Source organism: Rhizobium sp. SG570, from assembly GCF_012275345.1.
GTDB lineage: Bacteria > Pseudomonadota > Alphaproteobacteria > Rhizobiales > Rhizobiaceae > Rhizobium > Rhizobium lusitanum.
Genome location: NZ_JAAZQI010000038.1, coordinates 1 through 13589, shown reverse-complemented (window position 1 = coordinate 13589; position 13589 = coordinate 1). Strand labels below are relative to the sequence as shown.

Genomic DNA, 13589 nt, shown 5'->3' with positions numbered 1-13589 from the left:
CATGGTTGGACGTCTTTTGCTCCGCGGCATGATCGTCGGGGCCTTCGCCGGCATTCTCGTTTTTGCCTTCGCCCACACTTTCGGCGAGCCGCTGGTCGATTGGGCGATCGGCTTTGAAGAAAAGGCCGCGCAGGCAGCCGGCGAAGCGCCGGAACCGGAAATCGTCAGCCGCGCCACACAGTCAGGCGTCGGTCTTTTCACCGGCACCGTGATCTTTTCGACGGCAATCGGCGGGTTGTTTGCGCTGGTCTTCTCCTTCGTCTACGGCCGCATCAGCCCGCTCGGCGCGCGTGGCACGGCAGCATTGCTCGCAATCGCGGCTTTCGTGACGATTTCGCTCGTCCCCGATATCAAGTACCCGGCAAACCCGCCAGCGGTCGGCAATTCCGACACGATCGGCGCCAGGACCGAGCTGTTCTTCATCATGATCGTTGCTTCGATCGTCGGCATGATCGTCGCGGTCGGGCTGGGTCGCCGGCTGGCGGCACGTTACGGATCATGGAACGGGGCGATCCTTGCCGGCATCGGCTACATCGTCTTCATCGCACTGATCCAGTACCTGCTTCCGTCGATCAACGAAGTGCCGGAACAGTTCTCGGCCGTTGTGCTCTGGCGGTTCCGGATGGCATCGCTCGGTATGCACGCGATCCTGTGGGCCACCCTCGGGCTTGCCTTCGGAGCCTGGGCGGAGCGAGAGCTGCCGCAGACACGCTACCGCAACCCGGCGCTGCGCCGAGCCTAGCATGGCAAATCCATCCCATCCCGCGCATGATCTCGTGCGCGGGAAACGCCTGCTTAGAAGCGGCGCCTTGCTCGCCGCGCTCTGCCTCGTGCTGTCGTGTTGGCCGACAGTGCTTGCCGCCCATGGCGGCAGCTCGTCGGGAAACCAAACCGGCATCCCGATACCAAGCCTCCCACATGGCGAAATGGCTGTCATCGCACCCTATTACGGACGGATCGTCGCGCTTGCGGAAAACGCATCGGATACCGACGAAACCTTCCGCCGCCTGCTGAATTTCGCGCAGATCCAGCGCGCCTATTGTCTCTGGGGGATAATGCCCGGCAGTGTAAGCGACGAGGAAAGTCCGTTCAACGAATGCTCGCACGCCTATCTCGCGGCAGCCAAGGCGGTGCTGCTTCATATGCGGACGATGAAGAATGAAACGGCGCCCGTCGGCAATCTCGTCTCGGAGATCGACGCTACGCTCGTGCGCAACAATCTATCGCTTATCCTGTGCAAATTCAGCGGCGAAAGCTTCAATACGGCCGACGTGATCCGGCCGAAACTCACCGACATCATTCTGCACGCCAGAAGCCTCTTGGCCATCCTGTCGGCCTTGCTGGCAACCGTCGCCGGACTGTGGCTCACGGCGCAGGCGCTGCGGACAGAACCCCGTCTTTAGAGCGGTTACACGTTTCGGGGAATTGCATAGCCGCTCTATATTGTTGTTTCGCGCAATTCCGGACGGAAAACCGCTAGCCACTTTTCCTGGAATCGCTTTAAAAAAACACCGCCGCAGAGCTTGCGGCGGTGTTTTAATTTCACCAGTCGCGATGACGGCGCCAACGGCCGTCTCCGTGCCAGCCATCGCGGTAGTCGCGATGACCGTACCAGCCCCATGGCGGTGGCGGCCTATGCCCCCAGCCATAACGCGGCGGCGGCGGTCCCCACCGGTTCGGGCGGCATTCGCCCCAGCGGGTCACATGCCAGCCACGACCGCAGGCATAGTCAACTTTCACGACCGGCACGGCAGCCGTTGTCCCGATAGCGGGAACAGGCATTGCTTCTGCCGAAGATACAGCCAGGCCACCAAGTAAAGCAGCGATGGCAAACACGGACGATCTCATTTTGGTGGTCCTCTATTCAAGTCCCTTACATGCGGGATTTAAAACCCAAGCGGATGAACACGGGCTGAACCGAAAAAGGCGTTTTGGCGGCGAAATCGAGAGCCGCCAGGATTGCCCTCCGGAGCAAGGATTTCTTCCGCCGCGTCGTCATCTTTCCATAAGGAAATCCCGGCCCATCCGCAAAACGCCTGTCGGTCTTTACAGGCGTCACGAGAGTTTCATGAACGGCGCTTAAATCAGGGATATCATTTGCCATAAGGGAGTTTGAGATGGTGGACGTCGTTTCAAACAACGTGGAGGGTGGCAACACCAATCACCCAATTCACGGCGCCAGCGGTTCGGCGAAATGGTTTCTGCCGCTCTTCGGCGTCGTCGTGCTCGGCGGCCTCGCTTATGTCGGCTACGCTCTCGGCAACGATCTTGCCGAGGCAGCTGCGGTTCCGTGGATCCTGCTCGGTCTCGCGCTGCTGATCGCGCTGGGTTTCGAATTCGTCAACGGTTTCCACGATACGGCCAATGCGGTCGCCACCGTCATCTACACCCGCTCGCTGCCGGCCGAATTCGCCGTCATTTGGTCTGGGTTCTTCAATTTCCTCGGTGTGTTGACCTCTTCCGGCGCCGTCGCTTTCGGCATACTGGCGCTTCTGCCCGTCGAACTGATCCTGCAGGTCGGCTCCGGCTCGGGCCTTGCGATGGTCTTCGCCCTGCTCACTGCCGCCATCATATGGAACCTCGGTACCTGGTATCTGGGCCTGCCGGCGTCGAGCTCGCACACGCTCGTCGGCTCCATCATCGGCGTCGGCCTTGCCAATCAGTTTCTGGCACCCGCCGGCTCCGCCACCAGCGGCGTCGACTGGTCGCAGGCGAGCAGCGTCGGCATGTCGCTGCTGCTGTCGCCGATCATCGGCTTCGGTGCGGCAGCTTTGCTGCTGCTGGTTTCCAAGGTTCTGATCCGCAACAAGGAGCTTTACGAAGCGCCGAAGGGCAACGCGCCGCCGCCGCCGTGGATTCGCGTATTGCTGATCTTCACCTGCACCGGGGTCAGCTTTGCCCACGGCTCGAATGACGGCCAGAAGGGCATGGGCCTGATCATGCTCATCCTCATCGGTCTCGTCCCGACCGCCTTCGCTCTCAACAAGACGCCCGACATCAACTATCTCGAGGCCTACAAGGCCGCTTCGGCGCAGGTCGAAACCGTGCTCGGCAAGTATGTGAAGCCCGGTGTGACCGCGCCTGCCGATCCGAAGGCCGCCGTCAGCGATGCCGTCAAGAGCAAGACATGGTCGGATGCAACGACGCCTGCACTTCAGGCTTATATCCACACCACCAGCGCCGAGATCGCCGCCTATCCGAGCGTCGAAAAGCTGCCGAACGAGCTCGTCGGCAACGTGCGCAACGACATCTATCTGATCGGTGAATCGCTGAAGCTGATCGACAAGCAGAAGCTGCTGCCGATGAGCGCCGACGATCTGAAGGCCGTTACCAACTATCACGCCGCCGTCGACCATGCGACGAAGTTCATCCCGCTCTGGGTGAAGGTTGCCGTGGCGCTGGCACTCGGTCTCGGCACCATGGTCGGCTGGAAGCGTATCGTCGTCACCGTCGGCGAAAAGATCGGCAAGACCCATCTGACCTACGGCCAGGGTGCGGCCGCCGAAGTCGTCGCCATGCTGACGATCGGTGCGGCTGACCACCTCGGCTTGCCGGTTTCCACCACGCACGTCCTGTCCTCGGGCGTCGCCGGCACCATGGCGGCGAACGGCTCCGGCCTGCAGTGGTCGACCGTGCGGAACATGCTGATGGCCTGGATCCTGACGCTGCCGGCCTCGATCGCGCTCGCCTTCATGCTGTTCCTTATGCTCCGTCAGGTCTTCTGATCGACACGTTTCATCGGCCCTGCCGATTTTGCCCGACAAATGGCCCAAAAAGATAATGGCGCCCCCTCGTAGGGCGCCATTATCCTTGCAGCGTAGCGCCGCACAGCTGGTACGGCGAAACGTCCGCAATCCCCTCGTCGTGATCCGCACGCTTTCTCACGCGGACGTGCTAGAGCGGTAACGCGTTTCACGGAATCGCCTGACCGCTCTATGCTATTGTTTTTACGCAATTCCGGACGGAAAACCGCTACGCACTTTTCCGGGAATTGCTCTAGCGAACAGTTTCCTTTCTGTTGCCATTGGCGCCAAGACCGGAAAGCTTGGCGAGTTCCGATCGACGGTTCGCATAATTTTGTGCGACCATCGGATAGTTTGGCGCCAAACCCCATTTCTGGCGATATTCCTCAGGTGTCATGCCGTAGTGCACGCGCAAATGGCGTTTCAGCGTTTTGAAGCGTTTGCCGTCCTCGAGGCAGACGATATAGTCGTTCGTCACCGATTTCTTCAAATCCACCGCCGGCACCAGATTGCTACGTGCGGCAACGGGAGCAGAGCTGCGCAAAGCTTGCAGCGCGCCGTGGATATCCTTGATCAGCTTGGGAAGGCTGGCGGCCGAAATGGCGTTGTGAGCGACATAGGCCGAAACAATCTTCACACAGCCTTCGAATAGAAAATGCGATTGCGGTGGTGGTGCGGGGTTTTTTCTCTCACTGAAAGAATCCATGATCTTTTCCCGGATCTCATTTGGTTCCTCGTGCGCCGCCCAGCGCGATTGGGTCATATGCGAAGCCCGTTCCAGGCCCCGCACCGGTTCGAATTGCGCCGTCTTCCTGGCGCCGGTTTCCCCGGCATTGTCGCCGGGATAGAATACGTTCGCATCAGGTGCGTCCGTGATCATGGTCGGCCGCCCACCGCTCTCCGGCCTGCACCGGTGGGTGCTTCCGGCAGTCTCCTGGCGGAGTCCGCAAAATAGACCGCCAGTTTGTTACAGAGGACAACGAGTGGCATGCCGAGCATGAATGCCGTGTGAGTGGGGTCTCCATCGCAGTGATGAAGCGTCTGCAGGATAAGCTTGCGCTCGACATCTTCGGTCGTCTGGCCGACGAGAACGCTGACGGCGGTGTCGATCGTTTGCGGCACCGGACTGTCGCCGCCAAGGTGGAGGGCGATCTCTTCGATCAATCGATTTTCGTTCGCCGTCGCCAGGACAATAACGGTTGCGCGACAGCCAAGTTCGTAAAAGACATACAGGCCGCTTTCGGCGTCGATCGCTATACGCGCGGAGATTCCCGCCGTTTCATCGCGGATGGTGACATGAGGCTCGGTGCCGCCCGTGAAGATGACGGACAGCGGAAAGCCTGCATCGGAGAACAAATCGCGAAGACGACACACCAAGGCACGCAACAATGTCTTGGTCTTGAGATCACACGTGGCGCTGGCGGAGGCGGCTTCATAATCGGCGGCAGAGAGCGGATGCTTGATCATGGCATCACCCGCTTGGCCAACATGAAGGCCTCTGTGATACGAACCGCGCATGAATTCCGGATATGGCGTATCCGGATTCCGACGCCGCACGGCCGGGCAACAGCAGGAATGCTCATCCTACCCCCCTCATGCCAGCCGTGCCCTCGGGCCGCCGAAGCTGCGTCAGCGAAACCGGCTTCGACAACAGGAAGCCCTGCACATGCGTTGCGCCGGCCATTCGCGCGGCCTCCAGCTGCGACTCCGTCTCGACGCCTTCGACGACGACCGATGGGGCGAAACATGCGGCAAAACCGACAATATATGAAAGACTGTTGCGGCCCTCGCGGCTTGGCCTATTGTCGCGGATGAAGCAGGCGTCGATTTTGACGATGTCGGTAGCGACCTGAAGCAGGGATTCCGGCGTGGCAAAACCGGAACCGAAATCGTCGATCGCGATGCGACAACCGAGTGCGCGGATCATCTTCACGCACTCTATGGCAGCACCAGTGAGCGGATAGGTTTCGGTGATCTCCACGACAAGCCGGGGAGTAAGCTCTGGCTGGCGGGCGATTCGGCTGACGATGCCGGCAAAGCATTCGGGATGGGATAGGCTGGCCACGGACAAATTACAGCCGAGTACAAGGGTCGCGTCCGCCGCCAAGGCTGATAACACCATGTCGAGCATGCGCAAATCGAGATCGAACCAGCGATCCTGTTGCTCGAGAAGCGAAACGAACGTTCCTGCCGTATGAACGATACCATCGGAATCCGTTACGCGCGCCAGGCTTTCCGCATAGGCGATCTCCTCGATATTCTCGACGTCATGGATCCATTGCGCCGCAAAGCTCAGGCCACCGTCGGCGATCGCCTGTAAAATCAGGGCGCTATGTCCCTCCTCGCTGCGAATCCCATTACCGATCATCAAACCTCCCTTGGCCAGGGACATGACCGCAAGCGGAAATCCGGAACCAAAGAACGATGACTGATAGCCGCGCATGCGCCTGCGATGCATCAGATTTCTGGTGCCTAGAATCCGCTCCTCCCATCTTCCAGACACCTTTAAACCCCATGTCACCGAGGTTCCCTTCAATGAGCCGGAGATATTGCGCCGAAGACGATAGTCAACCCAACGCGATGCGCCGATAATATTTATAGTTACTTTATGCTAATACACTAATTAACAAACCATTGCAAAAGTCAAACACCGCGCGTTTTTCTTATTTCTAATTCAACTAAATTATTAACGAACTTCGCCAGTCACTTTCCGGCCGCCGCCGGAGGCCACCAGCCGCTTCGCCTTGCCGCCTGAAGAGCCAGATCCAACGACGGCAGTTCGACGTGCCACAGCTTCTCCCATTCGAGGCTCATGACACCGTCATAACCATCGGCGGCGAGCGCGGAACGCAGCGCAGCCATGGGAAATTCGCCGCTGCCCGGCAGCACATAGCTATATGGCAGCTTCGGCCCCGGCTTGGAGATACTGTCCTTCACATGAAGATGCCGCGTATTGCCCCGCACCTGTTTCCAGGTCTCGACAGGATCCTGCCCACCGTTGCGCCAGGTGTGGTGGGTATCCCAGAGAAGCGCGCAATCGGGCGCTCCTTCCAGAAGACAAGCGATGGCATCCGGCTGCACGAGAAAATCATGTGTCTCCACGATCATCTCCGCGCTGAAACCCTCGCGGACGGCCGTTTCACGCCACCATTGCAGTGTCGACAGAGCCTCCGCCACTTCTCCGGCATCTCCGCTATCGCCGCCATCGAAAACCCGCAGGGATCTGACGCCGACCGCCTCCGCCCAAGGCAGATAGCGCAGGAACTCTTCCTTTGCCTGGGATGTCGCGCCGACGAGCCGCAGCGAGGTGTTGAAGGCGCAAACGCGCACGGCGGAGGCCTCCAGCGCACGCGCGAGGCCGGCAGGCGAACCGAATCTTTCGGTAAAATAAGTCGCCAGGTCGATCGTGCCGCCAAGCGCGCGAATTTCGATGGCATCGAGACCGTAGCGCGCCGCCAAGGCAAGGGCTTCGTCCAATTCGAGGTCGGCGCATCCGAGCGTCGAAAATGCCAACGTCATGTGGGGCCCATCATTGTCAACGGCAATCACCACGGCCTCCTCCGCCTTGTCCCATCGCCCGCAGTGCGGCGTAAGTAACCAAACGGATAATTATGAAACGATGTTCGGCCGTCAAGAGCCGGCGCGTTGATATCCCGTCGTCTGATAAAGGATATCCAATGCGTGAGATATAGCTATCCCTTACCAGACGACGGGATGCGTCTCTCCAGTCGCGACATTGACAAAACCTTCCGGCGCACGCTCAGACGGCGCCACAAGAACCCAGCGCCATGGCGCACAGGTCAGCGTCGCAAAGGAGAGGCGCTCGGGGAAACCCGGCCACCAGCGGGGCGAGAAAGTCGGCTCGTACATCCAATCGATCTCAGCGCCGGCAGCATAAAGCCTCTGCATTTCCGCGTCGAGTTCCTCCGCCGATCGCGCCGTCATCAGGCCACCGACCTCATAGTGGACGCGGGCGACGACCTTGCCACCTGAAACCAGTACCCAGCCGCCCTGCTGCTCATTGAGCGCATTGGCGACCATTGCCATGGCTTCGTCGGAGGAACCGACGACCCAGATATTGTGCTTGTCGTGGCCGAGCGTCGCTCCGAGCGCCGTATCCGGCGTGCGCGGCCCGGTGCCCAGCCAGAACATGCGGGAAACCTTGGCCTCGCCCGAAAACCGGTCGACGATCGCAAATTTGGTGACATTGCGATCCGGATCGCGCTGGACGGCGCCATCCCGGACCGGCAGATCCATGGTGATGAAATCGTCGGCCCAATGGAATGGCCGCAGCAGCGCCGCCTTCGCCGTCGCGGCATCCGAGGGCGCGGCAATGCGAAAATCCTGTGGCGCGACGACCCTGTCGATCCGCACCGTCTTCGTCGCCCAATCCGGCCAGTCGATCTCGGGACGGATGCCGACGAAACTCGTGCCTTCGGAAGCCGGCTTACCATCAGCCCAGACCTTGGCGATCGACAGCCTCTCAACATCGTCCAGAAGCACGATATCGGCAAAGCGGCCGGGCGCGATCGAGCCGACCCAGGGCGTAAGCCGCATATGCCGCGCCGGATTGATCGTCACGCATTGAATGGCGATCTCGGGAGCCAATCCATTCTCGATCGCAAGCCGGACATTGTGATCGGTCGCTCCGATTTTCAGCGTATCGGAGGCGCTGCGGTCATCCGTGACGAAAGCGATCTGCGACCAGTCGGACAGGCCTTTTTCGATCAGCCCCTGAATGACCTCGGGCAAGGAATGCGGCCGAAGCTCGATGAACAGGCCGTGCGTCAGCTTCTCCCAGATTTCATCGAGGAACCAGCCTTCATGATCGGAGGCGAGGCCCGCGCCGGCGAAGGCATTGATCGACGCCAGATCGCGCAGGCCGGCACCGTGGCCCTCGACGACGCCACGCTGCTCGAAAGTGGCGCGGATCATGCCCCATAGACGGTCATAAGCCGGGTTCTCCGGATTGCTGACCGAAGGCCAATCCATCACCTCGTCGAGACCGGCGACCATCAGGCTTTCGCCGAGAAAGGCTTTCTGCTCGTCATAGCCGAAGTGGCCGCCGCCCCATTCATAGGCGGTCGGCGGCACGGCCGAGCCCGGCAAGGGGAAGATCTTCATCGGCGATCCGCAACGGCGCGCCTCAAGCCAGAATTCGAGATTGCGGGCGCCGTTCACATTGGAAAACTCGTGACTCGCCTCGCAGGTCCAAGTGACACCGTGCGGCATGACCAGAGCGGCCTCCCATTCCGGCGTCAAATGCGAGCTCTCGATATGCTTGTGCGCCTCACCGAAACCGGGAACGGCCACAAGATGCGGCTCGTGGACACGCTCGCCGACCTCGCCCTCATAGCTGCCGGCCGGGCCGACATAGGCGATGCGCCTGCCCTTGATGACGATCTCCTGATCCTCGAGCCACGTGCGGCTATGCACGTCAAGCAGCCGACCGACCCGCAGCAAGCGGTCGGCAGGACGGCGACCAAGTGCGGTGAGCGTCAGATCCTGGCGGATCAACACCTCGTCAGCCGCGTTCACCAGCAGATCGTCGGGGAGATTTGTCGTCGGAGACGTCATGATAGGTATGCCTGCGAGAATTCGATCCGCCGAGGGTAGAGATGGCGATCCGGTGTGTAAAGCGGTCTGTCTTGCTTGAAAGAAACCAAATTATCTCAAAGGGTTGCATTTCCGGCTATCACGCGCGCCGAAATACGTGGCCTGCCGATGCAGCGGCGGAAAAACTGTCCCGTGCTCAATTGTTGGGCTTGTAAAGCCGGTGCTCGAAAAATAGTATCCTGCAAGCTTGAAGCATATGCCTGATTTCATTGACCAAAGGATTTCGATAATGAAAGGCCTCACTCTTGCCCATGTCGCGGGCTTTGCGATTCTTGCTGCCACTGCCGCCCTGCCGGCCTATGCCCAGGCAAAAACGCTGACCATTTCCTGGTGGGGCTACAACGGCGAGAAGATGAAGGCGAACATTATCGAGCCTTTCAAGAAGATCTGCGGCTGCGACGTCGTCTTCGAAACGGGCAACAATGCCGATCGTCTCAACAAGCTGAAGCTGCGCGGCGGCAAGGGCGTCGATGTGATCTACCTGACGGACAGCTATTCGCAGGTCGGCATTCAGCAGGGTCTCTTTCAGGAGCTCGATCGCAGCAAGATTCCGAACCTTGCCGATCTCTACGATCTCGCCAAGGCACCGCAGGGCAATTACGGCCCCGCCTATACGATCGGCCGCGTGGGCATCGTCTACGATACGACGAAGGTCGTCACGCCGATCACCTCCTGGAACGATCTCTGGCGCAACGACTTGAAGGGCGCCGTCACGCTTCCGGGCATCACCACGACGGCCGGGCCACTGACGGTGCTTCAGGCCGCCAAGCATGCAGGTGCCGATCCCTATGACGATGCCGACAAGGCCTTCGAAGCGATTAGCGCGCTGAAGCCGAATGTCGTCAAGAACTACAATACCGGCTCCGAGCTCGTGAACCTGATCTCGACGGGCGAGGCCAAGGTGGCTCTGGCACAGGACTTCACCCTGGCATCGATGCAATCAGCCGTTCCCACGATGGCCTGGGCCACTCTCAAGGAAGGCGATGTCGCCACCCTCAATACGGTCAACATTCCCAAGGGCTCGGAAAATGTCGAGCTCGCCCACCAGTTCATCAATTTCATCCTGTCGAAGGACGTCCAGCAGGCAGAGGCCGAGCAGGGCGTGGATGCGCCTGTTTCCACCAAGGTCGTGCTGACGCCCGACAAAGCCAAGCTCTGGACCTACGGCCCCGACATGATCGCCAAGCTCACCCGCATCGATTATGCCAAGCTGAATGAAGCGCAATCGGACTGGATCGATCGCTGGAACGAGATCTTCGGCATGTAACAGGGCGTGCCGCGGCGACCCGGCTGCATCCCTTACGGAATTCGTTTGATGAAGCATCTTGCAAAATGGGGTTTGACGGCGCCGGCGATGACAGCCGTGGTGCTCTTCCTTCTCGTCCCCGTAATCATAACGATCGCAGCGACATTCGGCGAGCCCAAGGGTATGTTTTCTCCCTATGTCGCCTTCTTCACCAGCGGCTTTCGCCGCACGGTGCTCTACCGAACGATAGAGGTCGCCCTTGTGACGACGGCAATCTCCCTCGTCATCGGGTTCATTGCCGCCTATGTGATCGCGCAAATGCCAGGTCGCACGAAAAGCCTGATGATCATCGCCGCGGTCTTTCCCCTGTTAACCGGGGTCGTCGTGCGCTCCTTCGCCTGGCTGATCATTCTCGGCAAGAACGGCATTCTCAACACCATGCTGCTCTCGGTCGGCGTCATCAGCGAGCCGCTCTCGATGCTCTATACCGAAGGTTCGGTCATCGTCGCGATGGTCTATCTTTTCGTGCCGCTGATGATCCTCACCCTCGTCGGTGTACTCGAAGGCATACCGCAGGACCTGATCCAGGCGGCAACTTCACTCGGCGCGACGCCGGCGGCGACATTTAGACAGGTCATCCTGCCGCTCGCCACGCCCGGCCTCATCGTCGGCGCCGTGCTGGTCTTTACCGGCAGCTTCACCTCCTATGCCACGCCGCAGCTGCTCGGCGGCGAAAAGCAAATGATGATGGGCACCTTCCTCTACCAGCGCGCCATGGTCACCTTCGACTGGGTCGGAGCCTCGACGATTGCCGCCATCATGGTCGTCGTGACGATCGGTATCGTGGCGATCATGAGCCGCATCGCCCGACGGCTGAACCCGATGGCAGTGTGACGATATGGCAAGATCCGTCCACCCAGCGCTCATCGCTTTCACGGCTTGCGTCTTCCTGTTCCTTTTGGCGCCGCTCGTCATCATCATCGGCTCCGCCTTCAGCGACACCAGCTACCTCACCTTCCCGCCGCAGGGCCTGACGCTGCACTGGTTCTGGAACATCTTCGAGATCGAGGCCTTTCGCACGACTGCCATTACCAGCCTCGAACTCGCCTTGCTTGGAACAGCGCTTTCGCTGCTGATCGGCATCCCCGCCGCCTATGCCATCAGCCGATACAGAGTGGAGTTGCCGAGCTGGCTTTCGACGCTCTTCGTCCTTCCGATCCTTGTTCCGGAGATCGTCTTCGGTTTTTCGTTGATGAAATCGGTCACCATCGGCCTCGGACTTCCGATCTTCCCAAGCCTGCTGATCGGTCACGCGCTGCTGGTGCTGCCCTATTCCGTGCGCGTTGTCAGCGCCAGCCTCGCCAGCTTCGACTTCTCCATAGAAGAGGCGGCGATCAGTCTGGGCTGCCCGCCACTGAAGACCTTCCTGACGGTGGTGCTGCCGAATATCCGCGCCGGCGTCATCGCCGCCTTCATTCTCGCCTTCATCACGTCCATCAACGACGTCTCCGTCTCGGTCTTCCTGACCGGTCCCGGTATCTCCACTCTTCCGATCCAGATCCTCGCCCATATGGAACAGTTCTTCGACCCGACCATCGCCTCGGTCTCCGTGCTGCTGATGCTCGTGACAGTCGCCGTCATGGCGGTCGTCGAAGCGACCCTGGGCCTCACCTTCCTGACAAAGTAGCCGCCCGTGACCGTATCGCTTACCATCCAATCCATCAGCGCCCATTACGGCAAGACGCCGGTGTTGCAAGACCTGTCGCTGTCCGTCGCAGCCGGGGAGCTTGTCTCGCTGCTCGGCTCCAGCGGCTGCGGCAAGACGACGACGCTGCGGCTCGTCGCCGGATTCCTGCAACCGACGAGCGGCGCGATAAGACTGGGTGACCGCGATCTGACCACGCTTCCGGCGCATGCCCGGGATATCGGCCTGGTGTTCCAGAACTATGCGCTGTTTCCACATCTGACGGTCCTTGAAAACGTTGCCTTCGGCCTGAAGCAACGCCGCATCGCGGCACAGGAGCGCCGGCAGAAAGCCGCGGCCATGCTGGAACGCGTCGGCCTTTCCGGCCTTGGCGACCGTCTTCCTGCCGCGCTCTCCGGCGGCCAGAAGCAGCGCGTCGCGCTGGCGCGCGCCCTCGTCATCGAGCCGCCGCTGTTGATGTTCGACGAACCGCTTTCCAATCTCGACGCCAAGCTCAGGATCGAGATGCGCGTCGAAATCCGGCAGCTACAGCGCGTAAACGGCACGACCTCGCTTTACGTGACGCATGACCAAGAGGAAGCCTTCTCGATTTCGGATCGCGTCGCCATCATGAATGCCGGCCGCATCATGCAGCTCGATACGCCCGAAGTCCTTTACCGCAAACCGGCCAATGCCTTCGTTGCCCGTTTCGTCGGCTTCGAGAACCTGCTGCCGTTGCGGACTATCGCGCGCGATGGGGCGCTGGTCACGGCAGAAGGCGCCGGTGGCGCGAAGATCACGCTGTCGCAGGATGATTTCGGACTGATTCCCGATGATTTCATCCTCGGTTGCCGCGCCGACGGCCTTTCGGTGCAGCAGGAAGGCAATGGCTTGCCGGCGGTCTTGGGAACGAGAACCTATCTCGGCCGCGCCTATCAATATCAATGCACGACGCCGGCCGGCGATATCGTCGCCAACGGCGCTTTGTCGGACCCGCTGGCAGCCGGCAATGTGGCCGTGCTCGTGCCGGTGCCCGAGCAATGCTGCATTCTCACTCCAGAGCTGTAACAGCCACGCTTCCAGGCGGGCAGTTTGCCTTTTTGGGTCTGCTGGTGAGGTTGGCGGCCATCAGCTTAACCTTAAACGCCGAAAGCCCGCGAGAAGCGGGCTATTTTATTGGTCTGCGGTGGCGGTCTTATCGCCGTTTTGAAGTATATGCATTTGGGTGATTTGGTTGCGGGGGCAGGATTTGAACCTGCGGCCTTCAGGTTATGAGCCTGACGAGCTACCGGGCTGCTCC

13 protein-coding genes are annotated in these 13589 nt (G+C 60.3%); 7 read left to right on the top strand and 6 right to left on the bottom strand.

Going from position 1 to position 13589, the window contains the following annotated elements; all coding sequences use genetic code 11:
- Position 1: 1 nt before the first annotated feature.
- Together FHT28_RS34890 and FHT28_RS34885 are read left to right on the top strand one after the other, a co-directional pair.
- A complete protein-coding gene (locus tag FHT28_RS34890) occupies positions 2-742 on the top strand; it encodes a CbtA family protein (RefSeq protein WP_168598797.1) in 741 nt (246 codons plus the stop codon).
- A 1-nt stretch (position 743) separates the two neighbouring features.
- Complete coding sequence (locus FHT28_RS34885) at positions 744-1403, top strand: hypothetical protein (protein ID WP_168598796.1); 660 nt, start codon at positions 744-746, stop codon at positions 1401-1403.
- Between the two features lie 139 nt (positions 1404-1542).
- Here the strand turns inward: FHT28_RS34885 and FHT28_RS34880 are convergent, their stop codons facing one another.
- Complete coding sequence (locus FHT28_RS34880) at positions 1543-1848, bottom strand: hypothetical protein (protein ID WP_168598795.1); 306 nt, start codon at positions 1846-1848, stop codon at positions 1543-1545.
- Between the two features lie 269 nt (positions 1849-2117).
- Here FHT28_RS34880 and FHT28_RS34875 point away from each other — a divergent pair, with 269 nt between their 5' ends.
- Entirely contained in the window at positions 2118-3725 is a 1608-nt protein-coding gene (locus tag FHT28_RS34875; protein WP_168598794.1) for an inorganic phosphate transporter, read from the top strand.
- 271 nt (positions 3726-3996) lie between these two features.
- On the opposite strand, the gene FHT28_RS34870 is transcribed toward FHT28_RS34875, so the two are convergent.
- From FHT28_RS34870 to FHT28_RS34850, 5 genes are all read right to left on the bottom strand, one after another.
- Positions 3997-4506, bottom strand: coding sequence for a MucR family transcriptional regulator (locus tag FHT28_RS34870; RefSeq protein ID WP_244655105.1), 510 nt, complete (start codon positions 4504-4506; stop codon positions 3997-3999).
- 113 nt (positions 4507-4619) lie between these two features.
- Complete coding sequence (locus tag FHT28_RS34865; protein WP_202032581.1) at positions 4620-5210, bottom strand: helix-turn-helix domain-containing protein; 591 nt, start codon at positions 5208-5210, stop codon at positions 4620-4622.
- Between the two features lie 112 nt (positions 5211-5322).
- Positions 5323-6111, bottom strand: coding sequence for an EAL domain-containing protein (locus tag FHT28_RS34860; protein ID WP_168598793.1), 789 nt, complete (start codon positions 6109-6111; stop codon positions 5323-5325).
- Between the two features lie 335 nt (positions 6112-6446).
- The gene (locus FHT28_RS34855) at positions 6447-7295 is read right to left on the bottom strand and encodes a sugar phosphate isomerase/epimerase (RefSeq protein WP_348645062.1); all 849 of its coding nucleotides are present in this window, start codon (positions 7293-7295) and stop codon (positions 6447-6449) included.
- 147 nt (positions 7296-7442) lie between these two features.
- Complete coding sequence (locus FHT28_RS34850; RefSeq protein ID WP_168598792.1) at positions 7443-9320, bottom strand: adenine deaminase C-terminal domain-containing protein; 1878 nt, start codon at positions 9318-9320, stop codon at positions 7443-7445.
- A gap of 268 nt (positions 9321-9588) precedes the next feature.
- Here FHT28_RS34850 and FHT28_RS34845 point away from each other — a divergent pair, with 268 nt between their 5' ends.
- The 4 genes from FHT28_RS34845 to FHT28_RS34830 are packed head-to-tail and all read left to right on the top strand — an operon-like array spanning position 9589 to position 13357.
- Positions 9589-10626, top strand: a complete 1038-nt coding sequence (locus tag FHT28_RS34845) for an ABC transporter substrate-binding protein (protein ID WP_168598791.1) — start codon at positions 9589-9591, stop codon at positions 10624-10626.
- Positions 10627-10674: 48 nt separating this feature from the next.
- On the top strand, positions 10675-11499 hold the full coding sequence (locus FHT28_RS34840) for an ABC transporter permease (protein ID WP_113134368.1): 825 nt from the start codon (positions 10675-10677) through the stop codon (positions 11497-11499).
- Between the two features lie 4 nt (positions 11500-11503).
- A complete protein-coding gene (locus FHT28_RS34835) occupies positions 11504-12292 on the top strand; it encodes an ABC transporter permease (RefSeq protein WP_037200897.1) in 789 nt (262 codons plus the stop codon).
- A 6-nt stretch (positions 12293-12298) separates the two neighbouring features.
- Positions 12299-13357 (top strand): ABC transporter ATP-binding protein, encoded by a 1059-nt coding sequence (locus FHT28_RS34830; RefSeq protein WP_113134369.1) that lies wholly within the window; start codon positions 12299-12301, stop codon positions 13355-13357.
- The last annotated feature ends 232 nt before the right edge of the window (positions 13358-13589 follow it).